The following is a 26953-nucleotide window of genomic DNA, read 5'->3' as shown; positions in this document are numbered from 1 at the left end:
GGGGAGCCCTCGTCCCCAGGCGCTGCGGTCTCTCGGCCGGATCAGGCCGTCGTGTCGTCCGCGTCAGTCGTGTTCGTCCGCGTCGAGCACGGTCTGCGGGATCTGCACGTTGATCAGTTCGCCGGTGCGCTGGTCGACGGTGAGGCCCCGGCCGGGTTTGCGGCCGCCGCGCAGGTGGGCGTGGGCGAGGCGGGCGCCGACGAAGTCGCCCTCCAGGATGCTCTGCGGGCCGAGGAGGACGCCCTTGCGGTGCCGTTTCAGGGCGCTGAGCCAGCCCATCGCGCCCGTCATGGTCTCCGCGGTGGCGGCGATGACGATGCCGATGCCGTGGTCCCTGCCGGACTGGGCCAGGGAGCGCAGGTTCTGGTCGATGTCCGGCAGGACGAACAGGTCGGCGTCGTCCACCATGACCACCCGGGGTCCGCCGCCGGATTCCAGGGCCCCGGTGAACTCCTCGACGGTGGGTTCCGTCGCGGTGATCAGCCGTACGCCGGGATGGCCACCGAGGGTGCGCAGCGGCGACTCGCGGGGGGCGAGGATCACCAGGCGGGTGCCGGAGGCGAGCAGCGAGACGGCCAGGGCGGCCAGGGTGGTGCTGCGGCCGGAGCCGGGCGGACCGACGACCGAGAAGGTGGGGGCGGTGTCCGCGAAGTCCACGCCCACCGGGGAGACGTCGTCGCCGCCGAGGCCCAGCAGGCCCCACATCGGCCGGCGGAACTCCTCCCCCACCTTCTCGTACGCGTCCGTGAAGGTGACCTTCACCGGCAGGGTGCCGATGCGGGCGGGCCGGCGGTCGGCCGGGAGTCCGGCGTCGCGGCGGGTGGCCTCGGCGCCGATCCGGCGCAGTGCCTCGGCCTGCTCCTGGCCGGTGGCGCCGGGGGCGAGCAGGGCCACCTGGATCTCGGTGCCGCCGTCGGAGGTGAAGCCGCGGCCGGGCAGGACGAGGTCGGGGACGTCGCGCGCCCGCTTGCCGACGGCGTGGTAGTCGGTCTTGTCGTTCAGACGCAGCAGCAGTTTGTTGTCGTTGAGGGCGGTGGCCCGGCCGGAGAGCAGGGCGCGTTCGGAGGTGGCGACGACGTGCAGGCCCGCGGCGGCGCCCTCGCGCAGGAGCCGGTTGAGCTGTTCCACCAGGCGGCCGCCGTTGTGGTCGGCGACGGCCTCGATCAGCGCGTCCCAGCCGTCGATGAACAGCATGATGTGCGGCGGACGGGCGCCGGTGCCGCCCGACTCGCGGAGTTCGGTGAGGTTGCCTGCGTGCCGCTCGGTGAGGAGTTCCTGACGGCGTTCCAGTTCCCCGTCGAGCCGGGCGAACAGCCGCTCCAGCCTCTCGATGTCGCCGCGGGGCACGACGGCACCGCAGTGCGGCAGCACGCCGAGCGCGGTGAGGGCGCCGCCGGCGAAGTCGATGCCGTAGAGGTGGACGTCGGCGCTGGAGTGACCCCGGGCGAGGGCACCGGCCATGGTGCGGAGCACCTGGCTGCGGCCGGAGCGCGGGATGCCGATGACGTACAGGTGTCCGAACTCGGCGAAGTCCAGTCGGACGGGCAGCTGGGCCTGTGCCTCGGGCAGGTCCGACAGACCCCAGGAGACCGGGGCCAGGCGGGCGCCGCCGGTCTCGTCGGGCTGGGGCAGGTCGTCGATCAGGAGGTTCTGGCCGAGGGCCGGGAGCCAGGGGCTGGGCTGCGGGGCGCATCCGGTGAGCCGTGCCGCCTCCGAGACCGCCGCCACCAGGGCGTTGAGGTCGGTGGGGCCCTCCTCGCCCGCCGTGTCCGTCGCCGGGTCACCTCCCAGGTCCGAGTCCGCCGTGCCGGGCAGGCCGGCGGCGCGGCCGAGGCGCTGCCAGTGCAGTGCGGTGCCCTGGACGCGGGGCTCCTCCGCGGGCCGCTGCTCGTGGGGCCCCGGGGCCGGCTCGGCGCCGGGCAGCGGGGTGCCCGCGTACGCGGTCTGGAAGGGGACGACGGTGCCGTGGCCGAGGCGGGCCAGGGCCCGGCCGGGGGTGGCCGGGGAGATGCTGACGGCGTCCTTGGTGTCGATGACGTCCATGCTCTCGGCGGCGTCGGTGACCCGGAGCGCGATGCGCAGGTTGGTGTTGGCCCGGATGTCGGAGCTGACCACACCGGCCGGGCGCTGGGTGGCCAGGACCAGGTGGATGCCGAGGGACCGGCCGCGCTGGGCGATGCTCACCAGGCCGGGGATGAAGTCGGGGATCTCCCGGTAGAGGGTGGCGAACTCGTCGATGACGATGACCAGCCGGGGCACGGGCGCGAGTGCGGGGGTGCGGCGGCGCATGCCCTGGTACTCGGGCAGGTCCTTGGCGCCGGCCTCGGCCAGGATGTGCTCGCGGCGGGTCAGTTCCGCCGAGAGCGAGGTGAGCGCGCGCTGGACCAGGTGGCTGTCGAGGTCGGTGACCATGCCGAGGGTGTGCGGCAGGTCGACGCAGTCCTTGAAGGCGCTGCCGCCCTTGTAGTCGACGAGGACGAAGGTGAGTTCGTCGGGCCGGTTGACGGCGGCGAGCGTGGCCACGAAGGTCTGCAGCAGTTCGGACTTGCCGGAGCCGGTGGTTCCGGCGACCAGGCCGTGCGGCCCGTCCTTGACCAGGTCGAAGGCTACGGGGCCGTCGTAGCCGGCGCCCAGCAGGACGCCGGTGGAGGCGGGCCGCCGCTCCCAACGGGCGGCTATCTGCTCGCCGCTCGGCTCGGGCAGGCCGAGGAGTTCCAGGAGCCCGACCCTGGTGGGCAGGCCCTCGGAGGCGTCCGGGGTGACGTCGCGGATCGGGGCGATGCCCCGGGCCACGCGCTCGCACCACTCGGGTTCGACCAGGTCGGGGCGGATGTCGGTGACGTCGGGCTGTCCGGTGCGGCGCAGGGTCAGCCGGTGGTTCTCGTGGCGGACCACGGCGGTGCACTCCTCGGGCAGGAGGCGTTCCTCCTGGTCCAGGCAGAGCGGGAAGATCCGGACGGCCGGGCCCTCCTTGAGGATCGAGACCACGCCGGGTACGTCGCGCAGGCGCCGGGCGCCGTCCATCACCACGAGGACGTCCGGTTCGCTGAGCAGCGCCTTGCTCATGGTGGACTCGGCGGCCCGCTGCCGGGTGCGCAGGGTGGAGACCAGTTCGGCCACGCGGTTGGCGACCGTCTCCGGGTCGTTGCCGATCAGGGTGACCGCGCCGCCGCGGATACCGGGCAGACCGTCGCGGGAGTGGGGCAGCCAGCGCGCCCAGTGCCAGGAGTCCTGCGCGGCCTTGTCGGTGAGGACGACGATCCGCAGGTCGCGCGGGGTGTGCAGGACGGCGGCCTGGGCCGTCATCCAGCGGGCCAACGCCTGCACCGGGCCGGTCGCTCCGGCCACGCCCACCACGCCGCTCTCGACGAGGTCGACGCCGACCGGGGCGTCCGGGATCGTCCAGTGGACGGCGGTGTGGTTGTCCTCGCGGGCGGTGTCGTCGATGCCGAGCAGGGACGGCTGCGGGGCGGTGCCGATGCGCAGGGCCAGGTGGTCCGGGTCGCCCCGGCGCCGTTCCCACAGCCTGCGGCCGGGGCCGACCGCCCAGAGTCCGGCCACGGCGGGGTCGGGCGCGCTCTCGGTGCGCAGCCGCCGTTCGGTGGCGACCTTCTGCCGGACGTCCTCCTCCAGCGAGGCCCGGCGCTGCCGGTAGACGCTCGACTTCTCCTCGTAGTCCTTGCGGGCCTGACGTCGTCCGCTGACGTAGTTCGCGGCGATCAGCACCGGCGACAGGAACATGAAGATCAGATAGAAGTACGAGTTCAGGAAGAACATCATGCTGACGCCGAAGACCATCGGGGCGAGGGCCACGAGCAGCGGAATCGGCCTGCGTCCGGGGGGATCGGGCGGTCCGGGCAGCCGGAACCGCTCGGGCGCCAGATGCGGCAGCATGCGCGGCGGCCGGTTGTAGTCCAGGCCGCCCCCGCCCTCGGAGGGCACCACCGCGGCGTCCCGGGAGGTCGGTTCGGCCAGCCGCAGCAGGTACGCGCCGACGGACAGCTCCGCTCCGACGGGCCAGAGCACCCAGCCGTCGGGGAGTTCCGCGCTGCCGTCGGCGGCGTCCAGCGGCTCGTCGTCCTCCTCGTCCTGCTCCGCGAGCGGCAGCAGCGGGGTGTTGGGCCTCCCCCGGTGCTCCGGCGGTTCCGGCACGGACAGCCGTGCCGGGCCGCCCTCGGGCAGTTCCACGATGGCCGATCCGTCCGGGCGTACGGTCACCCGGATGCCCTCGCCCGGCATGCCCCGGCCGTCGAGCAGGACGGCCGCGTCCGCCAGCGGGCCGATGCCGTGGGTGCCGAGGCCCAGCGGGTGGACCCGTCCGGCGTCCGGGCCGCCCACCACCTGGAGTTCGACCACCGGTGAGTGGTCCGCCCGGTGCGGCTGCGGCATGGCGTCGCGTTCGGGGCCGTAGGCGGAGGCGGGGGCCCGCTGCGGGCCGCCGAGGGCGACGACGCTGCCGTCCATCAGGCGGGTGGCGGCCAGCGGGGTGCCCGGGGCGAGGGGCTCGTCGCCCAGGTAGCAGGCCGGGGCCGGTCCCGGGGCGGCGGGCAAGGCGCCGGTCTCGTCGGTGTCACCGGCGCGCAGCCGGGCCAGATGCGCCGCGACGTCCTCGACGGGGGTGCTTCCGGACGCGCTCAACAGGACGTCCTGGCGGCCGGTGGCGTCGCCGGCGGCGACCGTGGTGATGAGGAGTTTCACTTCTCCCCTTGGGGTGGCTCGGGGGTGGGCGGTTCGGGTGCGGTGTGGCGGGCCGGGCCGGGGGCCGGTCGCGAGGGTCGGGGGCCGGTCGCGAGGGTCGGGGGCCCCTGCGACAGGCGTCAGTCCTCCCGTGTGCCGGAGGAGGCCGCGGTGCTGTGGTCCCGGGCGGTGGCCGGTTCGGCCAGCAGGTCGGATCCGGTGGTGGTCCGGGCGGGGGCCGTGGTCCGGAGGGGGGACCTCGGTGGCTCCTCCTGGAGGACCTCCGCCACCTCGAGTGCCTGGGTTTCCACGAGGTGGAGGGATTCCTCTCGGAGGGATTCCTCGAGTTCGTGCGGTCGGCTTTCCCGGGTGCGGGGCCGCTGCCGGGTGGGTGCGCCCCGGCGCGGGGCCGACTCGCGTCGCAGCCGACGCCGGTCCGCCCGGACGGCGGCGGCGACGGCTCCGCCCAGCGGGGCCGAGTCCGCGTCCAGCCCCAGTTCGGGCGCGACCACCCGGCCGCGTCCGTCGACCCGCAGGGCCCAGCTGTGCCCCGCCACCCGGCCGTCGATCAGGCAGACGACGGCGCCCGAGGCGGCGAGGGCGCTCAGCCGCCGCGCCTGTTCCGGGCCGGGGGCCGCGCAGACGACCACGGGTGTGTCGGCGCGACCGGACTCGTCGAACTCTCCGGCGCCTTCGGTCTCTTCGTGCGCCTCGGCCGCCTCTTCCAGGGAGCGCAGCAGGGCGTCGAGCCGCTGCCCCGGGTACTGCGGATGAACTCCGTCCGTGACGGAGACCGAGGCCCCGCTGCCGGGCCGGTCCAGCTGCGCGGCCAGCGCCTGGAGCAGCCGGCCCCGGGCGGCTGCGTCGCCCTCGACGGTGATCAGGCCCGGTCCGGCGGCCAGATCGAGGTGGACGCAGGCGTCGTCCGCCATGCCGATGGCGACCGGCAGGGGACGGAGGTGCGCCCCGGCGCGGGGCCGGCCCTGCGGCAGCGTGTCCGCCTCCGTGAGGGGAAGCTCCCAGCGCTGCGGGCCCGGCTCGTCGGACGGCTCCCAGGGGGCGGGCGGTTCGGGCAGCGGGCGGGCGGCGATCTGCACGGCCGCGCGCCCGGGTTCCGTCCGCACGGCGTGCGGAACCGCTCCGGGCGCGTCGGCCAGCGCCGCCGCGGCCCCGTCCAGCAGCCGTCGTACGAGCAGGGCGCCTCGGGGGTCGGACAGTTGACGGGCCAGGGCCCGTACGCCGCGACGGTGGCGCCGGTAGGTACGCAGCGGTTCACCGAACGCCCGCCGGGTCAGGGTCAGCTCACGGCCGACGCCGCGGCGGAAGCGCCGCCAGCCGCCCCGTCTGCGGATCAGGTGCCGCAGCAGCGGAATGAGCAGCAGCAGGACGACCACGGCCACGATGACGACCGTGAGCAGCGAGTCGTTGGGCTTCCCCAGCGCGATGACCGAGCCGTACGCCGGGCCGGGCGCGCTCGGGCCGGACGTGGCCGGGCCGAGGCTCGCCGCGGCGGCCGGGGTCATGCCGCCGCCAGCGTGTGCTGCGGGTGGCGGCGGCGCAGCTCCCGTATCGCGTGATGGGTGCGGGACTTCACCGTGCCCGGGGGTATGCCCAGGGCGTCGGCGGCGTCGGGGCCGGTGCAGCCGAGGACGTAGACGTAGAAGAGCACCTCGCGGTGGGGGTGCGAGAGCCGGGAGAGGGCGTGGACCAGGAAGCGGCGCTGGACGGCCTGGCTCATCGGGTCCACGGTCTCGGCGTGCTGCTCCAAGGTGTGTTCGTGCTGGATCTCGGCGTGCGGCCGCTCGCGCCGGGCCCAGTCGATCACCAGGTTGTGCGCCACCCTCATCAGCCAGGCCCGGGACGGCGACCAGCCCGGCGGCTGGTCTTCGGTGCTCAGCCATGCGCGTACCAGGGTCTCCTGGACGAAGTCCTCGGCCCGCTGCCGGTCGCCGCGCAGCAGACCGGACACGTAGCGGAGAAGCGGACCGTGGTGCTCTTCGTAGAGCCTGCGAATGGAGCCGTCGCCGGAGAGGGTCGCTTCGCCGGAGGGCGGTGCTTCGCCGGAGGGCGGTGCTTCACCGGAGGCCGGAGCACTCCCCGGAACGGGAGTGGGCATGGGCGTTCTCATAGATGTCCCCCAAGGCCGGCGTGGATCTTCTGCACCGGTCCGGTCGGGCGCCGCGAACGCGGCGTTGCTGGGCAGGGATGAGCACGGATACCCGGGGTGACCTCACGATTCACGGGTGGAACGTGAGGTTCCGCAAGAGGGAGTCTATGAGTCGTTCTGCAGCTTTCAAGGGTTCCTGAGAGGAACCTGAGGTTACCGATGAGTTGTCCGAAAACACGGACAAGGGCGCCGGTCCGGGGGATGGACCGGCGCCCCTGTCGAAGGGATACCGACGGAGGGGGATTCCGGTCGGTAACCCGCTCTGGGACCGGCTCAGGTGGGGATGCCGCCGGCGATCTGCGAGTCCAGGTTGTTGACGGCGTTGCAGACATCCCGGAACTGCTTGGAGAACTGCGTGATGTTGTTCACAGCCTCGGTCAGCGACTTGTTGAAGTTCGCGTAGGACGTCTGCATCTTCGGGCTGGTCGCCGTCAGCAACAGGCCTCCCTGGAGGAGGTTCTCGACGTCGGCCTGCAGCGAGGACAGCTGGGGGACCAGCGTGTCGCTGACCGCGGAGTCGAGCTTCTTCGCCGTTGCTTCGACTTCCTCGTCGTCGATGACGTTCTTGGGCATGGTGCACCTCGTTCTCTGTTGCCTGGGCGCGCACCGGTCGGTTCGGTACGCGACGGACCCGGCGGCGCCCAAGGACGCGCGCAGGGAGCTTCGGGGGGCGCGGGAGGAGTCACACGCCGGGTGGGGGTCAGCGCCAGTTCTCGCCGAGCGTCCCCAGGGGAGGTTCGTCGCCGTAGCGTTCGTGCTGGGTGACGGATTCACGCAGGTACCAGGTCCCGTCGCCGCGGCGCTGCCAGATCTCCTGGATCTCGTCGTTCGCGCCGGCCACGAAGCGGGTTCCGGTGTTCTCGTTGGTGACGACCTTCGTGACGGCACCGTCGGAGCCCGTGTAGTTCGTGCGGGTGACGCCCTCCTGCACCTGGGTCGCCGTCCCCTCGGAGGCGGGTGCGGACGGGCGGCCGTCGCCGTCGACGAGCGGGTTCTCCACCGTGAGATACGCGGGAGGCCTGTCCAGCCTCTGCTGGGCATCCTCCTGACCCGCGTCGGAGTTGAGGTAGGTCTCCTTGTCCAGGGTCAGCTCCCAGTCGCCGCCGGGCCGCTTGGTCCAGATCTGGAGGGTGTCCCGGCCGGTCTCGTCGGTGACGTAGCGCCTCATGGTCCCGTCGGCTTCTCCCTCGGGGGAGGAATCCGTGTAGATCTTGGTGACGGAACCGTCGGAACTGCGGATCGTCGACACGGAGTCACCGTCCTGGGCCAGCGCGTGGTACGTCTCGGAGTAGGACAGCCCCGTGTTCTTGTTGGTGACGGTGGTCGTCGTCTCGACGGGGTCGCCGTTCTTGTCGACCTTGATCTCGCCGTTCTCGTCGAGCTGGTACGACACCGTGGTGGTGCTGTTGGCGTCCTCGACGGTGTAGCCCTTGGGCACGAAGGCCTCGGGGGGCAGATCGTCCAGCTGACCGCGCATTCCCCTGAGCCGGCCGACGTCGGGGTCGCGATCCGGATCCCATTCGCGCAGCTTGTCGTACTCCTCGCCGAAGCCGTCCTGGAGGTCCTGCTGCCGTTGCTGGAGGGCCTTCTCCTCCTCGGTCAGCGCGGTCTGCGTGTCCTCGTCGTCCGACTGGTCGTCCCACAGATCCTTCTGGCGGTCCTGGAGGTCCTTCGACTCCTGGTCCAGGGGGTCCAGCCGCGTCTGGAGGTCGGCGCGTTCGGCGTCCAGACTGTCGCGCTTCCCCTTCACGGCGTCCTCGACCTCTTGCTGGGTGGACTTCTCCAGGGCCCAGAGGTCCTTCTGCCTGGCCTGGAGTCCGTCCTGCCGCTCGGTGAGGGGCTCCTGGGCGCGGCTCAGCGCGTCCCGCTCGCCATCGAGTTCCCTCTGCCGCTCACGGAACGGGTCGAACGCCTTCTCCTGGTCGCGCTGTTCCTGCTCCAGGGCGTCCCCTCGCTCGGCGAGCCCCTTGCCCTCGGACTCCCACAGGGCGTCCCGCTCCTTGCCCAGGGCGTCCTGCTTGCGCTGCCAGGCGTCGAGGTCCGCCTGGGTGGCGTTCCCCTTGCCTAGCAGGGTCTCGCGTTCCCGATAGAGGGCTTCCTGCCGTTCCCGGAGGCCGTCCTGTTTGGCGTCGTAGGCCTTCTGCTCCTGTTCGAGGGCGGTGACCTTCTTCTCCATGGCCGCGTCCTGCTCCGCGCGCAGGGCCTTCTCGTCCGCCCAGAGTTGCTGCTGCCGAAGCTGGAGTTCCTCCTGCCGCTTCAGCAGGGGCTCCTGTTCCTCACGGAGTGCCTCGTACTCCTTCTGCAGCTCGTCCCGCTTGACCTGGAGCTTCTCCTCGCGCTGCTTGAGGAGCTCCTTCTCCTCCTGCCAGAGCCGCTGCTGCCTGGCCTGGAGTTCGTCCTGCTGCTTCAGCAGGGGCTCCCGCTTCCTGGCGAGCTCCTCCTGCTCCCTGTTGAGCTCTTCCTGTCTCTTCTGCTGGGCCACGGTCTGTTCGTCGAACTTCCGCCGCTTCTCGACCAGGGCGTCCTGTTCCTTCTTCAGGCGCGCCTGCTGGGTCCGGTAGCCGGCCTCCAGCCTTCTGGCCTGGTCCGCGCGGAGCTTGCCGTTCAGCTTCTGCTTACGCATCTCGTTGTGCCGCACGGCCTCGCCGCGGACCTGGGCGGTGACCTGCTGCGCGGCGCCGGCGGCCTGGGAGGCGTCCTGGTCGTAGAAGGCCTTGCCCGCCTTGTCGAGGAGGTTCCCGAGGTCGGTCATGACCTGCCAGCCCTCGCGGAACGACTTCTTCCAGGCGCCGTAGAAGTCCTCCAGCGCCTCGGTGGTCTCCCGGCGGGGGCCGATGTCCCCCGCGGTGAACGTCTTGTCCGTCTGCGAGGTGACGTCCAGTTCGTCGCGGAGGTGCCACAGGTGGCGTGCGAGGACGGTCATCAGGTCGTAGTCGTAGGAGACGCGCACCATGTCCGCCGTCCTTTCTTCGGAAGCAGCCGTGTCGTCGCGAGCCGACCGTCATGTCCGGCGTCGAGTCGCCCTGTAGACGAGGACACGGGTCCGGATGGTTCAAAGAAATTTCGTCCGCAGCGTTCTGACCGGCCATGACTGTGGCGTGCGCCACTTTCTTGAACTCTCGGCCCACCCAGGAACGTCTGCCTTCCGTACCGCGGCACGCCCTCGCGCGCGCCGGGTGGCCGGGGCGAGCCGTCGGCCTCGGCCCGACCCAGAGTCCTGGACACCGTGGAGGAATCATTGGCCACCTCCGACGAGTGGAGCAGAGTCGGATTCACCGGCAATCCGGTCACGGGAAATCCTGGCGTCGTCGAGAACATCACCAAGGAACTGCGGGACCTCGGCGACCTGGCCGGGCGTGTCGACGGCGGCCTCGACACGCTGCTGACCAAGGCCGAGGACGGGGGCTTCGAGGGGCGGACCGCGGACGCCCTGCGCACCTACGTCAAGGACGAGCTCAAGACGTTCATGGCGAACATCAACCGCTCCTTCGAGATGGCGGCCGACGCCACGGCCCGCTATGCGCGCGCCCTCGCCGAATCCCAGGACCGTGCCCAGAACGCCGCGGACACCGTCGCCGCGCTGGAACGGGTCGGCGGTCAGCCGCTGCCCGAGAACGATCCGGAGATGAACCGCGCCCGCAACGAGGTGGACGCCGAGGTCGACGCCATCCAGGCCGAGGCGAAGATCCTTGAGGAGACCCTGCGCGAGGCGGCCCGGCTGGTGTCGCGGCCCGTGAAGAAGCCGAAGAAAAGCTTCTGGAAGCGGTTCGTGTCGACGTTCTTCAAGGTCCTGGAGATCGTCGCGCTGGTGGTCACCATCGTCGCGGCCATCATCGGCGGCCCGCTGGGCCTGGTCGCCTTCGGGCTGGGCGCGGTGCTCTTCGCCAAGGCTCTCGTCGACTACGCCACGGGCAACGGCAACGCGCTCAGCCTGGGCCTCGCCTTCCTGGGCATCCTGTTCCCTTCGACCAAGGGCCTCACCACCCTCGGCGGACTGGCCCGCTTGGGCTCGTCGGGCGGGAAGGCCCTCGGCGGCGCCCTCTCCGCGAGCGGGCGGATGCTGTTCCGGGGCGGCAGGATGCTGTTCTCCTCACCCGGCAGACTTCTGTCGCTGGCCGGACAGGGGCTCGTCCGGTTCGGCAGCGGGCTCGGCAGCCGGGCCGCGGGCGGGTTCATGGCGCTGCCCCGGTTCCTGTCCAAGACGCCCGCGATGCTGGGGTCGGCCCTGCGGTTCATGGGCGGATTCGCCCGGAACACCTTCCGGCAGGGCAGGTCCGCGCTGACCCGCGACTTCGTCCAGTCGACCGCGTTCGTCGGCGGCAACATGGCCGGACGGCTCGGCGTCTTCACGGTCATGAGCCTGGGCCGGCTCACGATGACGGCGCTGCTGCCCATGAGGTACTCCGAGATCGCCCGGTTCGGCTACCGGGGCGCCTTCCGCATGGGGTTCATCGATCGCGGCATGCATTTCACCGGGCGCACCGTCGGTACGCTCGGCAGGACGGGCTCCCTGGCCCTGGACCTCACGAACCTGACGGGCCGCAACTTCGACGAGGGCGGGCTTCTGCGCCCGTTCAACGGCACGAACACCGACCGGCTCGCCGTGCCCGGGACCCCCGAGTTCAACGCCACCCTCGACGAACTGGCCGATATCTCGGTGACGCCGGTGACGACTCCCCGTGTCCCCGGATTCAGTTCCCTGACCGGCTCGGGCACCCCCCGTATGCCGGGTCGCCTCGACGACATGGGCGGTCGGCTCACCACCCTGGACACCCTCGACACGGTGGGGCTGCCGGTCGGCACGGTCCCCGGCGGACAGCGGTTCGGCATGCCGAACCCCGTGACCGGCCGGGTGGGCGACGACCTGATGCCCCCTCGGCCGCTTACCGCGCTCACCATGTTCGACCAGGTGGACGAGTTCGGCGATCCCTTCATCCCCGGCACCCCCACCGCCCTGCTGCCGCCGCGCGACACGCTCGACCAGCTGCGGAACCTCGACGAACTGACGGGCCTGGAGCGCACCGGGGCCGGACTGCTCAAGCCCCTCGACGAGCTGTCGGACCTGGCAGAACTGAGCCTCGACGGCAGGCTCGGCGGTCTGACCGAGTTCCAGGTCCGCAAGATCCTGGACGGCGAGATCGACCTGGTGAACGTCGCTCCGGACGGGGTCGTCCTGCGAGTCGGCAAGACGGATCCGGTGGACGTCCGGGTGCGGTTCGAGGACGGGGTGCAGGTCGACGTCCTCGGTCCGGCCGACACCCGCGTCCCTGCCTGGAACACGACGACCGGCGGCGACCGTCTCGACGAGCTCGGGATCAGGCTCGACGACCTCACCCGGCTGATTCCCGACACCGGAGACGACGCGCGCACCGCACGCGACCTGCTCGGCCTTGCACCGGTCAGGACGGACCTCACCGCTGCCCCGCTCGCCAAGGGCCCCGGCTTCACGCCCCTCACCCTGCGGGACATCGTCACCGGCGGAGCCACCGGCAAGCTCGCCACAGAACGCTTTCAGGCCTGGGCGCGCACCCAGGCCACCCAGTTCCAGCTGGACACCGCCGGGCGCAGGCTCTCCGAGATCGACGGACTGACCGACGTACCGCCGCTGGGCCGCGCCCGGGCCGAGTTGGATCTGAGCGCCGCGAAGATCGACTTCAACCGGGCCCGGACCGCGTTCGACCAGCTGGGGATGAACCTGGACACGGTCCGCAGGGACGTCACGGTGATGATGGCCCGCATGGACGGCCCGGGGGCCACCCTGCCCACCGGTGAACTGCGGCTGCTGGACGATCTGGGGCGGCCCACGGGCCAGTGGATCACCATGGAGCCCGGGCCGACCGTCAACTGGGTCCTCAAGGGGGACTCCGGGGTCGTCCCCGACGTCAGGGTGACCATGACCGACGGTGTCTTCACCCTCACTCCGCCCGACGGCCTCGTCACCAGGATCGGCCTGGACGGCACCCCCCTCCTCGACGACATCCCGGTGCGGCTGGAGTCGCCCGCGGGTCCGTCCGCCGCCCCGCGGGGCGTGGATCCGGTGCGGCTGCCCCTCGCGCCGGAGGTGACGGCGCCGTCCGTGCCGCAGGTCCACTGGCTGGTGCGGCAGGACATGGACTTCGCCGCGACGGTGGGCAAGTCCGGGTCGAAGACACGGCTGACCGAGGACGGTCTCGTACCGGTCAGGATCGACGGCACCATCACACCGCTCCAGGCGGTGTCCACCACCAATGCCAAAGTCTTCAAGGAGGGCAGCCAGTTCACCGCGTTCTCCGTGCCCGGCGGCACCGGGAAGCCTTTCGGGAACAGCGAGATCGGGCTCGATCTCGTATCCCTCAGCAACGACATCACGGCCGGTGCGGAGAACGTCAGAGGTGTACGGATACTCTCCAACGCCCAACTGCAGCAGGAGATCCTCAAGGAGATCCGGTTCGCCGTCGGGGACTCGACGCTGGAGATCCCGTCGAAGTTCACCCACGTGACGAAGAACGACGAGATCAAGAAATTCCTCGCCGAATACAACGTGCCGAAGAAGTTGGGTGCCTCGGTCACGACGGACATCAAGACGCTGCTGCAGGTGCGCCGCGACAACACCTGGCTCGTGCAGGGGACCATTCCGAAGGACTATCTGACGGGCCCCTATCCGACCGTCGACTCCCTGAAGTTCGTACCGGCCGCGCCGGCCGCCACCACGCCGACGATCACGGCGCCCACGGACCTGCTGGAGTCCGCGGGCCGGGCCTCCGGTTCCGGGCTCCAGCCCATGGAGACCCCGCAGTCGGTCATCAGGACGGACGACTTCTTCATGTCGAACGTCGACCTGGAGCAGCTGCGCGGTGTCAAGCTCGTCCGGCAGGACGACTTCCACACGTTGGAGGTCGACGACAAGAGCCTGCGCAAGTCGCACTTCAACCCCGACATCGGAATGATCCCGGCCAACCCGGACGGCAGAACCACCGCCTTCCAGCATGTGGTGGGTGCCGAGATCGCGGAGCGGAAGAGCAACAGTCCCTTCACCTCGTTCGCCGTTTCCGGTGGTGAGAAGGTGTACGGCGACACGGAGTTCGCCCTCGATGTCTACAAGCTGGGTCTGGACATCAAGGCCGGGAATCTGGAGAACGTGGGAATTCTCCCGGCCCGGGATCTTCAGCGGTTGATCGGCGACCAGATCGCGGCGACCATCGGGAAGCGTCTCGACTTCTCGGGGCTCACCGGGGCCAGTTCCCGGCCGGACGTCATCGATTTCCTCAAGAAGAACGACGTCAATGTCGCGGGCCGGGGTGGAAAGGACGCGATCGGCAAGATCGCCCGGGATGTCCGCGCTCTGCTGAACACGACCCGTGACCAGGAATGGCTGATCAAGGGCACCATCCCCAGGAGTTACCTGGAGGGCCCCTACCCCAGGGCGACAGGGCCCGAGAGCGTGGGTGGCCCGGCGCCCGTCGGTGACGCGCTCCATGGTCTCGACGAAGCCGCCGGCGACCTTCGGCTGTCGGACACGTTCAAGTCGGACTTCGAGGTGAAGGCCGTCTCCGTCGAGTGGCGTACTCCGGCCAGCGTGAATTCCGGCCGGCTGCTGGAGTCGCGCGTCGGTGAACTGCCGCTGCTGGACGGTCTGGGGCGGCCCACCGGTCAGTGGATCACCATGGAGCCCGGGCCGACCATCACGTGGGTCCTCAAGACGGACTCCGGAACCGTCGTCCCCGACGTCCAGGTGCGGATGGCCGACGGTGTGTTCACCGTCACCGCCTCCGACGGCGTCGTCACCAGGTTCGGCGCAGACGGCCTGCCGGCGGGCCTCGGTGATCCGGGACGGGTCCCCCTCCCGGCGTTGCCGCGAACGAGCCTCGACGAGGTGGTCCCGTCCTCGCCCGGCGACCTGGATCGGCTGGCCTTCGCCGCCGACCGGTCCGTCGACATCCAGGCCATCGCGCCCGCACCCGTCTGGCGCGAGAGCGACGAGACGCTGTGGCGCATCGGCGGCAAGCGCGGCCTGGACCAGATCTTCTCCGAGGGGTTCACCGTCCGCGACCCCCTGGAAACCAACCTGGACGTCATGGTCAGGACCGGCCAGCCGTCGGCGTTCGTGAGCACCACCACCGACCCGAACCTCATCTGGGACGGCGTCTTCAAGTTCGAGATCGAGGCCTCCGGCGGGATCGACGTCGGCAGGACCTTCGAACGCTCCATGGGCCCGGAGGGCTGGCGGACCTCGGGCTGGGCGTCGGAGAACGAGATCGCCTTCCCCGGTGGTATCGCCTCGGACTTCATCCGTGGCGCGTACCGGATGGACGCCCAGCACAACCTTGTCGAGTGGATCCCGAATCCCCACTTCAGGGGCGGGAACCCCCTGCCGGAGCTGGCGGCGGACATCAGGACGTCCGGGGCGGGCACGCCGGGCATCAGCGCGCTGGACTTCCGGGGGCCGTCCGTCGACGACCAGCTGAAGCTCCTGGACCAGCTGGATCTGGGCGGGGCCGGGAGTTGGGACGAGATCGGGTCCCTGGAGGGGACCGGGTCCCTGGACGAGGTCAACTCCGTGGACGGGTTCGGCTCCCTGGACGACGCGGGCGACGAGCTGGACTTCGGCTATCGGTCGGACGACTTCCGGCTGGACCGCTTCGACGCGCCCGCGCCCCGCAGCGAGACGGTGCTGCTGGATCCCCAGCAGGTCGCGGGTGTACCGGGCGTACAGAGGGAATGGCTGCGCACGCCGCTGGACGACGGCGGGTTCACGCTCGCCGACCCGATCGGGGACACGCGCCTGGTGTTCACGGCGGACGACGTGCTGCGGTTCCGTGACGTACGGCTCCCGGGCGCGGACGGCTTCCTCAGGTTCGAGGCCGCCCCGGGACCGGGCAGCCTTCCCCGGCCGGTCGGCACGGACGGACTGCCGGTGCCCGGCGGTGCGGCGATCGAACGCGGCGCGGTGATCGAACCGGTCCGGGGCGCGCTGAACGTCGTGACCGGCGTCCGGGTGCAGGCGCTGGACGGGGCCTGGATCGGCCGGTTCGACCTCGACGGCACGCGACTGTCCGAGCAGCTGACGCTGTCCGGCCCCGTCGGCGGTCCGCTGACCGGGGCCCGGCTGACCACGACGTTCACCCAGCTGCCGGGGGGCGCGACGGCGCCGGCGTACCGGCTGACGGTGCCGGGGCTGGGGGACGGCGCCTTCTCCGTCGTACGCCTGGACGGGGATCTTGCCCAGCGGCTGCCGGGCGGGGTCGCGGTGACCGACACGACCGGCGCGCGGTTCGTCTTCGACCGGGGCGGCCGGTTCGTGGACCTCTCGGCGGACGGGGCGACACCGACGCGGCTGGACGCGTCCGGGGCGGCGGTGCCGGAGACGACCGTGGGCCCGGTGACAGCCCTCGACGATCTCGGCGGACCTCTGTCGGAACAGCTCACCGCCGCCCCCGGGGGCAGCGTTCTCGACGACGTCGCCACCGGTCCCACCGGATCGGCTCCGGCCGGCGAGCACATGTCCGTGGAGAGCCTGGCGATCCCGGCCCCGCCCCGCGTCGCTCCCCCGCCGGCTCCCGCCCCGCCCCGCGTCGTCCCGCCGCCGGTGCCCGCCGCCGCTCCGCCCGTGCACATGTCCGGGGCGCCCATGGCCGCGAGGCCCGCGCGGGCCGTGGCACCCGGGTTCGAATCCTCCTTCCCGGCCCCCTCCATCGGCACCGAGAGCGAACTCAGCGGGTTCGTCGTCGCCCTCCCGGAGAGCGCGGACCGAACCTTCGCCTTCGTGTCGAAGGTCGACACCGACGAACCGTTGCTCATGGTCACGAAGGACATGGGCTCCGGCGGATACACCAACCCCACGCACCTCCCGATGGCGCAGCGCGGAAACTGGCAGACGCACACCGTGGAGCTGATCACCTACCCCTCGCGTCTGGGCGACCAGGTGGCGGTCGGCGCCCGCAACGACGCCACCCAATGGCTGCTCGACGTCTTCAAGGACCGTCTCGGCGTCCACAACCACCAGCCGCTCGAGTCGATGATCAGCCCCGACGGCCTCTACAGGCTTCAGGTGACGAGCGACCGGCACGTCATCGCGGCCGGGACCGGCCTGGAACTCGAGGGACTGCCCTCCGTCTCCATGCCGACCACGGGGCAGCAGGCGACGCTCGGTGTCCGGGCCGTGGACTTCGGCACCCGTGCCACGGACGAGCTGAGACTGCTGGCGGACCGCGCCCACTGGTACAAGCCCGCTTTCCGGAACGACGACGCTCTGCGTACGGCGCTCTCCCGGGAGACGCTCGACGCGCCCCAGCAGGTGGAGAACGCGTACACCTATGTGAAGTCCGTCATCGACTTCACCTCCCACCTGGTGAACAGGCACGGCATCCCCATGGAGGGCTGGGCCGGCGCGCCGCCGTACCGCGGGCTGACCCATCCGGCGGTGAAGAACGAATGGGGTGTGCTGCCCCGGACCAGGCCGAGCCTCGTCCTCGACTCCTTGTCGTCCGGTGACCGCGCCGTGACGCTGAGGCTGCTCCGCGAGACCCCCGCTCTCGGCGACGAGTCCATCTGGACGGCCGCCAGACAGTACATCCTGAACGGCAACGAGGTGGCCGGACGCGGTATCAACAACGCCACCGTGGGCGGAGAACGAGCCCTGTTGTTCGAGTTCCGGACCCTCCCGGACGAGCTGAAGGGCTCCGTACCGCGCGAGAAGGTCCTGGTCTCCCTGGTGAGCGACCCCTTGGCGGAGCTGGGCGGGAACCGGGCGACCGCGGTCCAGAAGATCAACGACTTCGTCTCCGGGCCGGAGAACAGGGACGCCTTCGCGGACTGGTACCGCGCGGAGTTCCCCAGGGATCCGGACGCCGGGCGGATCCACCGGAACAAGAGCACCGACTCGATCCTCAGGATGGCGGCGGCCCGTCACAAGGCCGAGTGGATCGCCGTGCGGCACCCTCGGACGTGGCAGGACATCACCGTGCGGCCGGCGGCCATCCAGCCGCCCGCTTCAGCCGTCCCCTCCGCGCCGCCGGTTGCCCCGCCGGTTGCCCCGCGAGTTACCCCGCCGGTTGCCCCGCATGCCGCAGCGGGGCCGCTGCCGGACGAACTGGGGCGGCCGGTGACAGGCGCGGGCGGCCCGGACGTGCCCGTCGTCGATCTGCCACGGATCACGCGGGAACCGGGCCCGGACCTGACCGAGCCCCTCGCCGACCCGCCACGGATCACGCAGGGACCGGGCCCGGACCTGACCGAGCCCCTCGCCGACCCGCCACGGATCACGCAGGGACCGGGCCCGGACCTGTCCGAGCCCCTCGCCGACCTCCCGCTCATCACCCGGGGGCCGGTCGCGGACCTGAGTGGCCCCGCCGTCCCGAGGCAGCCCCTCGACTCCCCCGTCCCGCCGGTCTCCTCGGTGCGGGAGGTGCCGCTGTCCGGGCTGGACGACGTGACGGGGCTGCGGCTGCGCATCACGGAGATCCCGGCGACCGACGCCGTCCCGGCCTCGCTCCGGATCGAGGTGGTGGACTTCACCGCCCGGGGCGGGCCGGTGCTCCTGCCGGATGTCCCGGTCGCCGTGCGCGAGGGCGGCGGATTCACCGCGACCGGTCCGCGGGGCGGCGTGCGCTGGCAGTTCGATGCCCTGGGGCAGCTGGAGCACCGCGAACTGCCGCTGTCCGGCACCGACTTCGCGCTGCGGTTCACCGACGACGCGCTCGACCCGATGCCGGTGGTCGGCCGGGGCGGAGTGCCCGTGCCGGGTGCCTCCGTCACGGCGGTCCGGAACGCGACCGGCGCGCTGAGCGAGCTGACCGTGCGGGTGCCGATGCCGGGCACGGACGGTCTCCCGGCGGTGTGGCGGTTCGAACCCGGTGGTCTGCTGCGTCAGCAGGAGCAGCCGATCACCCTGCCCGGCCTCGACGGATCGTCCGGCCTGGGGATCAAGGTGACGGTCACGCCGGGCGCGGGCGGGACCACGACCAGGGTGGTCGAGCTGACCGGCCCGCAGCATCTCACCGGTGCCCTCCGGCTCACCTCGGTGGACAGCACGCTCTCCGGACGGCTGCCGAACGGCTTCACGGTGACCGACACGCTCACCCACAGCCGCTTCCACCTCGACGCGGACCGCCGCCTCGTCCTGCGCGACCTGCCCGACCGGGACGGCTCCGGCTTCCTGCGCTTCACCGAGGACTCCGCCCCCGGCACCGCACCGGTCCGGCTCGCCGACCTGGGCGGCCTCCCCCCAGGGATCGCCCTGGACGACGTGGCGCGGATCGCCGGCCGTACGCTCGACGAGGCGGGCTCCGTGCCGAGACCTCCGGACGAACTCGGACGCCTCACCGGCCCGGAGGCGCCGCGCATCAGTTCACTCCCGGAGTTCCACGACCTCGGCCCGCAGGAACGGGCCCTCGTCGACGACCTCTGGGCCAGGCTGGTCCAAGACGTACGCCCCGTCTCCCCCGACGAACTCAACCGCGTCGTAGCCCCGGACACACCACGCACCGACTCGCTCTCGGCACCCGGCGCCCTGCCGGACCCCGCCCTGCCGGACCCCGACCTGGCGGCTCTCCGGGCACGCCTCGACAACCTCCGCCGCATGGACGGAGAACCCCGGCCCGCACCGGCCGCACCGGCGCCCCGTGCGGGCGGGCTGGCCGACCTCACCAGGCTCGGCCCGGACGGACGGCCCCTGTCCCCCGACGAACTGACCGTGCCCCTGTCCGGCGTGGACGACCTCGCGGACTTCGACCTGCGCGCGACCCGCCTCCCGGTGACCGACGCGACACCGCCGGGCTCGTACCGGCTGGAACTCGTCGACCGCACCCCCGGCGGGGCCGGGCCGGTGCGCGCATCGGACTTCACGGTCGAACTGCTCGACGACAGCGGCAGGTTCGCCGTCATCGACCCGGCCGGCACGACCCGGTTCACGCTCGATCCGCAAGGCGGCTTCCTCGGGCGGGAGACCGCTCTCGCGTTCGACGGCCTGCCGGAGGGGCTGCGGCTCAACGTGACGGTCAGCCCCGGTGCGCGAGGGGCGGGGCGGGTCACCGTCGATCTGCTCGTCCCCGCCGGTGCCACCCACTCCGTCCGGTTGACCCCGGCGACCGGCACCCTCGCCGAACGCCTGCCCGGCGGCTTCACCCTCGCCGACACCGTCACCGCGTCCCGCTTCCACTTCGACCACACCGGCCGCCCCGCCTTCCGCGACGTACCGGACCGGGACGGCTCGGGGTTCCTGCGCTTCACCGAGGGCGCGGCACCCGGCACCCCGCCGATCCGGCTCGACGACCTCGGCGACCTCGGCGACCTCGGCGACGGCATCGACGACGTCGCCGGGGCGAGCGCACGCGTTCCGCTCACCTCCGAGAACGGCGTCCTGGACGGCGTCGACATGGCGCGGATCTTCGACGTCACGCTCGACGAGGCGTCGGGCTTCCGCAGGCCGCCCGAGGGCGCTTCGGCGAACATGTCCGACATCGCGGGGGCCCTGGACTTCCTGGAGGCCGCGCCCGACCCCCACGGCCTCCACTCGCTGGACCTCCCCGGTGTCCAGCGCCTCGCCGACGAGGCGACCGCGTCGCTGGACCGGCTGGGCCTGCGCCCGGAGCTGCTGAACGACGAGCTGCGGCAGATGACCGGCCAGGCCCGGCAGACGCTGCGGCAGCACGCCGTCACCACGCTCGGCGACTACCTCGACCTGCCTCTGGCGACCCGCCTCGACGACCTCCGGTCCGTGTCCCAGGGCGCCGGTGGCCGTGTGATCGGCGACTTCACGGTCACGCCGACGCCGCACGGCGGGCCCGGCGGCAGCCGCTACACCGTGCGCCACGACCCGTCGGACGTGACCCTGGGCTTCGGCCCGAACCGCGAACTCCTCTACCAGGAGGTGTTCCTCAGGGGTGGCCCGGACGACCTGGACGGGCTGAAGGCCGGCATCACCGGCCGCTCGGCGGACGGCGGGCCGTGGACCGCGCGTTCGCTCGACTTCGTGGGCGCACGCCCGGCCGACGGCCTCTTCACGACGGCGCCGAACCCGCGCGGCGGTTTCACCGTCACCGACGCCGCCTCCACCACGAGCTGGCACTACGGCCCCGAAGGCGTGCACTCCCTGCGGGACGTACAGTTGCCCGGCGGTCGCGGCATCCTCCGTTTCGACGCCGACGCCCCCGGCGGCGTACCGCGGGTGCTGGACTCGGCGGACCGGCCGTTCCCCGGGGTGCGCCCCGAACTCCTGGACGACGGCGGGATCGCCCTGATCCCCACCGGCAAGGCGGCCCGACCGATGGAGCGGACCGTCTTCAGCCCCACCGGCACGCTGCGGGAGGAGACGATCGCCGTACGGATCAAGGGCGGCAGGGCCAACGGCGAACACTGGAGGATCGACCACGCCACCGGCACCGCCGTACGGGTCGATTCATCCGGCACCGCGCTCACCGGCCGCTTCTCCACGGCCAAGGTGGAGATGTCGGGCACCGGCCGGTTCAAGCTGACCGGTGAGGGCGGCGTGACCCTCTTCGAACGCGAGGTGCTCGGCAACGGCAACGTCCTCCACATCGACGTGGACCGTGTCGGCCGGGCCCGCTGGACCGAGTTCGACCCGGCGGGGACCAAGGTGCGGGCCGGCGAGCGGATCTGGGACGGCGACCGCAGAACCGTCCACGACACGCTCTCCTACCGCTGGGCCCCGATGGACGTCCTCGACGTCCGGACGTACACCAAGGCCGTCGACGGCGGTCTGATCCGGGCGGAGAAGGGCGCGGCGGGCGACTGGACGTGGACGCGCTTCGACTCCGGCGGCACCGAGGTGCTGTCGGGCACCCGCGAGTGGTCCTGGAACCACATCGGCTTCAAGGACACCTACATCGACCCGGTCACCGGGCAGCGGACCGTCGCCCAGCAGCGCGGCAACATATGGCCGCTGAACGGCTACCACGGCTCCCGCCAGTACCTGGAGCACCCGGTACTGCCCGGTCAGAGCCCGGCGGGCCTGCGGGTGAACCCCGAGCTGCACACCGGCGTCGGCCCGGCCAACAAGCCGATCGACGTCATCGAGCACCTCGCGGACGGTGGCACCCTGCACGTCGTCCGCGTCTCCGACCAGCGCATGCCGGCGGCCCTCTGGCAGACGCGTGCGGGCGTCGGCCGGTTCGACGGGTTCTTCGGGAACTCCGTCACCGGGGACTCCATGTTCGCGGTGTCCAAGTGGACCGAGACCGCCGCCGACGGCACCCGGCTGAAAGGTGTCCGGCTCGTCTCGCACGGCGGGCACAGCTGGCGGGACGTCGACCAGTTCGGCCGGATCGTCCGGGAGACCCGCAAGCTGGAGAACGGCGACGTCGTCGAGGTCGGCCGCGGTCTCGACGATCCCACGCGGTGGGCTCCGGCCCCGAAGTGGAACGGTTCCGCCGACTCGTACGAGCTGCCGTGGCTGGACACGACGAGCGGGGTCTCCGGCACCCGCCATGTCGCCGGCGACGGAAGCTTCGAGGACGTGTTCACCAATGCCGCGGGCGACGAGCTGCTGGCGATGCGCTCGCAGGGCACCGGCGTACGTGAGTACCTCGGCGAGAACCCGGCGCGCGGCATCGGGCGCGACGACGTCTCCGGGGTGTGGGTGGACAAGAACACCCAGCTGCAGATCACGGGGCGGCGTGACCTGTGGGGAGATCTCCGCGTCGAGGCGCACGGCAACCCCCGCCACCGGACCTGGGAGTGGAAGGCCACCGGCCCGGACGGAACGGTCACCGAGGGCGTCCGCCTGCAGAACCGCGGCTCGTTGTACTCCCGTACCTGGGACGACTCGTTCGTCGACTTCGAGCGGCTGGAGAACGGCCGGCCGGGGCGGGCGCTCAGGGAACGCGACGCCACCGACGACGGCACCGTCTGGATCGACGCCACCCGGCAGCCCGACCACACCTGGACCTGGCGGAAGACCCACGCCGACGGCACGGTCCACTCCCAGGGCGTCCGCGAGTACCAGGACGTCGCGAAGGGCCGCTGGACCGACCGTATCGGCGACGACGTGGTGAGGCGCCGCATCGGCGGCCGGGTCCGCGAGTACGCGTACACGGTGGAGGAGACGGCCCCCGCGGCCCGCACCCCGTCGGCCCTCACCCCGCCGGAAACCGGCCCCACCACCTTGGCGGATCTGCTCTCCCGGTCCGCGCGCCACTTCGAGCCGACCACGACGGTCACCGTCGACCGGGAGGTCTGGCGGGAGTTCGACATGGGCAAGGTGCTCCACCGCCGTGACGCGGTGGAGGGCGTCCCGGGCCGGTACCGGGAGTCGGAGTCGCTGTGGGGGCAGTGGCGGGAGTACCAGGGCGACCGGCTGGTCGCCCAGCGCACCATCACCGGACGGGTCTGGGCCACCGACGCCTTCGGCCGCTGGTCGGCGTTCGACGTCGCCAAGCTGCCGGAGATCAGCAGCCTGCCGACGGTCGGCGGGCAGGTGGGCCTGGACGGTCACCGCGCCTGGCGGCTCATCGGCCGCGAGGTCGACTTCCGCGGTTACACCACCGAGTTCCGCGGCCTGAACCGCGAGTTCCGCGACCCGTTCCACGAGATCTGGACCGGCGTCCGGGACGGCTCCTCGGCCGCCATGCCGCTCTGGCGCCATGAGCTGCGCAAGGCGGCCACCGAGTTCGCCACGGGCTTCCTGATCGAGTTCGGCACCAGCTTCGCGGTGTCGGCCATCGTCTCCGACTTCGCCAACACCCGCTTCGACCCGTTGGTGGCCTTCGAGCGGGCTCTGCTCAACGGCGCCGTCGGCGGCGTCATCCGGTCCGGCTTCAACGTGGCCCAGGACATGACCGCGCTCGGCAAGATCAAGCAAGGCCTGGCCAATCTCGACCAGGGCCAGGACTGGAACCGCCACTCGCTCGCCTCCAGCGACGACTGGGCCGGCGAGTGGGCGTCGTACGAGAACCCCGTCCGCTGGCGGTCCGGCACCTACGCCTTCTTCGACGGCCTGACGGTCAGCGCGCTCACCGGGTTCGTCAACAACGCCGCCAACGCGGCCATCTGGGGAGTGGGCGGCCAGAAGCACACCGGCGTCGAAGCCCTCGAAGCGGGCGCCTGGGGCGCGGCGGGCTCGCTCTTCACCGGCGTCACCAGCGGAATGGCCAGGTACACCTTCCACACCACCGCCGGTTCACGGATCTTCCATCGCGGCGGCCCCGGCGAGCTGATCTGGCAGAGCGCCGAGTCGCTGACCACGGGCATCCTCAACTACTGGATCAACACCAGGGGCGCCCACATCGACTCGACCCATCCGTTCCCGCCGTCGACCACCACACCCACGACGCCGCCCACGACCACCCCCACGACGCCGTCGCAGGGGACGCGATGACCGGCCGTCCCGCCCATCGAGGGATTGGAACCCACGTGCCCCCCACCGCCACCGTGCACCGGGTCGCCCCCAAGGGCCGCGGCGCGCACCGCAGCATCGGCTCCGCCGTACGCGCCGCCCGCGACGGCGACGAGATCCGCATCGCCCCGGGCGAGTACGTCGAACAGCTGCTCCTCGACCGCGCGGTGCGCCTGCTGCCCGAGGACGGCCAGGAGCACGCCGTACGGCTGCTGGCCGCGGCCCCCGGCCGCCCCGTGCTGGAGGCCGCCGCCCCCGGCGTACGGGTCGAGGGCCTCGCCCTGACCGGCCAGGACCCGGCGCTGCCCGCCGTGCTGGCCAACACCGGCGATCTGGAGCTGGACGGCTGCGAGGTCTCCGGCGGCCGGGTCGAGGCGGGCGGCGACGCGTCGCTCACGCTGACGGACTGCCGGGTGTCGGGGGCCGGGCTGGCCGCCGTGCACCTCAACACCACCGGTACGGCACGGCTGACCCGGGTCGTGGTCGAGGACATCGAGGGCACCGGAGTCGTCATCGGCTCCCGGGCCGTCGCCGAGGCCACCGAGCTGACCGTACGGCGGGTCACCGGGTCCGGCATCCGCGTCCGGGGCACCGCCCGGGCGGTGCTGCGCGAGTGCCGGATCTCCGGGCCGGGCCGCAGCGGTCTGCTGGTGGAGGACGAGGCGGCCGTCGCCGCCCTGGACTGCCGGGTGGCGGAGACGGCCGCCGAGGGCGTACGGGTCCTCGGCAGCTCGGCCCGCCCCGCGAACGCAGCCGGCCCCGACCACCGGGACACCCGGGAAGGCCGCGAAGGACGGGAGAGCGCGGACGGCGACGTGCCGCTCGCCCGCGCGGACGGCGGCGTCCTGCTCACCCGCTGCGAGATCCTGCGCACCGGCACGGACGGGGTCGCCGTCTCCGGCACCGGAGACGTCCGGCTGCTGAACTGCCGTCTGCGGGACGGCTCCGGACCCGGTGTGAGCGCGGACGGCGAGAGCCGCGCGGAGCTGGTGGACTGCCAGGTCGACCGGGCGCACGGCTCGGGTCTGGTGGCCCGGGGCTCCGCCCGGCTGACCGCCGAGGGCACCTCGGTGACCGGCAGCCGGGCCAACGGCCTGCTGGCGGGCGACCGTTCCGAGGTCCGTGTGGCCGACGGCGACCTGACGGACTGCTCGTTCAGCGCGGTGCACGCCTGCGACGACTCACGGGTGACGCTCACGGCGTGCCGTATCGCCTCGACGCCGGAACACGGGATCCGGGCCACCGACCGCGCCGGGCTCACCGTCGAGGGCGGTCGCATCACGGACTGCGGACTGTCGGGGGTGCGGATCGACAGCGCGGCCGAGGCCCGGATGCGCGGTCTCGCCGTGGTGCGCGGCCGGGCCGGGATCACCACCGAGTCGACCGGGACGGTGGTCCTGGAGGAGTGCGACGTCACGGACGCCGAGCGGGCCGGTGTCTCCTGCGGCACCGGGACGGCCCCGGTGCTGCGGGACTGCCGGATCAGCGGGACCGGCACCGCGGGCCTGGTGATCGGCGAACGCGCCACGCCCAGCGTCGAGGGCTGCACGGTCCGGGACACCGCCGGCTCCGGCCTGGTGGTGGGTCCGGGGGCCGAACCCCGGGTCAGGTCCGTCACGGTGGCCCGGACCGGCAAGAACAGCCTGTTCGTCGGGGAGAGGGCCCGCGGCACCTTCGAGGACTGCGTCTTCGCCTGGGCGGGCGGCGACGGCACGGCCTTCCCGGCGCTGCACGTGTCGGCCGGCGGTGCGCCTGTCCTGCGCGGCTGTCTGGTCCGGGACACCGAGGAGGACGTGGCACTGGAGAAGGGGGCCCGGCCGGTGTTCGACGACTGCCTCTCGCGGGACGTGGGGAACCCGTCCCTGCCAACCGGCGCGGACCGGTCCCTGGCGGCCGCCGGAGGCCCGGGCGGGGACCCGCGGTCGACCGCGCGGGAGACCGAGGCACCCCCCGAGGACACCATCGAGGACCTGCTCGCCGAACTCGACGGCCTCGCCGGACTGGACCGCGTCAAACAGGACGTCTCGTCCCTGGTGAAGCTGATGCGGATGGTCCGCCGCCGTGAGGAGATGGGGCTGGCCCCGCCCCCGCTCAGCCGCCACCTCGTCTTCACCGGCAACCCCGGCACGGGCAAGACCACGGTCGCCCGGCTCTACGGCCGCATCCTGGCCGCCGTCGGCCTTCTGGAGCGCGGCCACCTGGTCGAGGCCGACCGCTCCGCCCTGGTCGGCGAGTACGTCGGCCACACCGGCCCCAAGACCACCCGCCTCTTCCAACAGGCCCGGGGCGGCGTGCTGTTCATCGACGAGGCGTACTCCCTCACCCAGTACGCCGGCTCGAACGACTTCGGCCAGGAGGCGATCGCCACGCTGCTGAAGCTGATGGAGGACCACCGCGACGACGTGGTGGTGATCGTCGCCGGATACCTCAAGGAGATGGAGGTCTTCGTCCGCTCCAACCCCGGCCTCGCCTCCCGCTTCAACCGCACCCTCCTCTTCGAGGACTACGGCAGCGCCGAACTGGTCAGCATCGTCGAGCACCAGGCCGCCCAGCACCAGTACGAACTCGCCCCGGACGCCCGCGAGGCACTGGCCGGACGCTTCGACGCGATGCCCCGGGACCGGGGCTTCGGCAACGGCCGTACGGCCCGCCAGCTGTTCCAGGCCATGACGGAACGCCAGGCGTACCGCGTCGCCGAACTGCCCGACGCCTCGGAGTCCGACGTGATGACGCTCAAGCCCGAGGACATCCCGCGGAACCTCTGAACCGCCCCGTCGCCC

The 26953-nt window shown here is 72.2% G+C and carries 7 protein-coding genes; 2 read left to right on the top strand and 5 right to left on the bottom strand.

Annotated features, from left to right (window positions below):
- Positions 1 to 63 precede the first annotated feature (63 nt).
- From OG202_RS35780 to OG202_RS35760, 5 genes are all read right to left on the bottom strand, one after another.
- Positions 64 to 4698 carry an FtsK/SpoIIIE domain-containing protein gene (locus OG202_RS35780; RefSeq protein ID WP_328224163.1) on the bottom strand — a complete coding sequence of 1545 codons (4635 nt, stop codon included), beginning with the start codon at positions 4696 to 4698 and terminating at the stop codon, positions 64 to 66.
- Positions 4699 to 4817: 119 nt separating this feature from the next.
- Positions 4818 to 6200: a hypothetical protein gene (locus tag OG202_RS35775; RefSeq protein WP_328224162.1), complete on the bottom strand. Its 1383-nt coding sequence runs from the start codon at positions 6198 to 6200 to the stop codon at positions 4818 to 4820.
- A complete protein-coding gene (locus tag OG202_RS35770; protein WP_328224161.1) occupies positions 6197 to 6793 on the bottom strand; it encodes a sigma-70 family RNA polymerase sigma factor in 597 nt (198 codons plus the stop codon). The genes OG202_RS35775 and OG202_RS35770 overlap by 4 nt, the downstream gene beginning before the upstream one ends.
- A 324-nt stretch (positions 6794 to 7117) precedes the next feature.
- The gene (locus OG202_RS35765) at positions 7118 to 7417 is read right to left on the bottom strand and encodes a hypothetical protein (protein WP_326576361.1); all 300 of its coding nucleotides are present in this window, start codon (positions 7415 to 7417) and stop codon (positions 7118 to 7120) included.
- Between the two features lie 127 nt (positions 7418 to 7544).
- A complete protein-coding gene (locus tag OG202_RS35760; RefSeq protein ID WP_328224160.1) occupies positions 7545 to 9797 on the bottom strand; it encodes a hypothetical protein in 2253 nt (750 codons plus the stop codon).
- Between the two features lie 273 nt (positions 9798 to 10070).
- On the opposite strand from OG202_RS35760, the gene OG202_RS35755 reads away from it, so the two are divergent.
- Entirely contained in the window at positions 10071 to 24155 is a 14085-nt protein-coding gene (locus tag OG202_RS35755; RefSeq protein ID WP_328224159.1) for an actin cross-linking domain-containing toxin, read from the top strand.
- Positions 24156 to 24190: 35 nt separating this feature from the next.
- On the top strand, positions 24191 to 26938 hold the full coding sequence (locus tag OG202_RS35750) for a right-handed parallel beta-helix repeat-containing protein (protein WP_327727547.1): 2748 nt from the start codon (positions 24191 to 24193) through the stop codon (positions 26936 to 26938).
- The last annotated feature ends 15 nt before the right edge of the window (positions 26939 to 26953 follow it).

The sequence above is a fragment of the Streptomyces sp. NBC_00310 genome, from assembly GCF_036208085.1.
Taxonomy (GTDB): Bacteria; Actinomycetota; Actinomycetes; order Streptomycetales; family Streptomycetaceae; genus Streptomyces.
This window is presented reverse-complemented; position numbering and strand designations above follow the sequence as displayed.

Bases quoted from the DNA above. Each gene is read 5' to 3' on its own strand.
- OG202_RS35775 (WP_328224162.1), bottom strand. From the start codon at position 6,200: ATGACCCCGGCCGCCGCGGCGAGCCTCGGCCCGGCCACGTCCGGCCCG.
- OG202_RS35770 (WP_328224161.1), bottom strand. From the start codon at position 6,793: ATGCCCACTCCCGTTCCGGGGAGTGCTCCGGCCTCCGGTGAAGCACCG.
- OG202_RS35765 (WP_326576361.1), bottom strand. From the start codon at position 7,417: ATGCCCAAGAACGTCATCGACGACGAGGAAGTCGAAGCAACGGCGAAG.
- OG202_RS35760 (WP_328224160.1), bottom strand. From the start codon at position 9,797: ATGGTGCGCGTCTCCTACGACTACGACCTGATGACCGTCCTCGCACGC.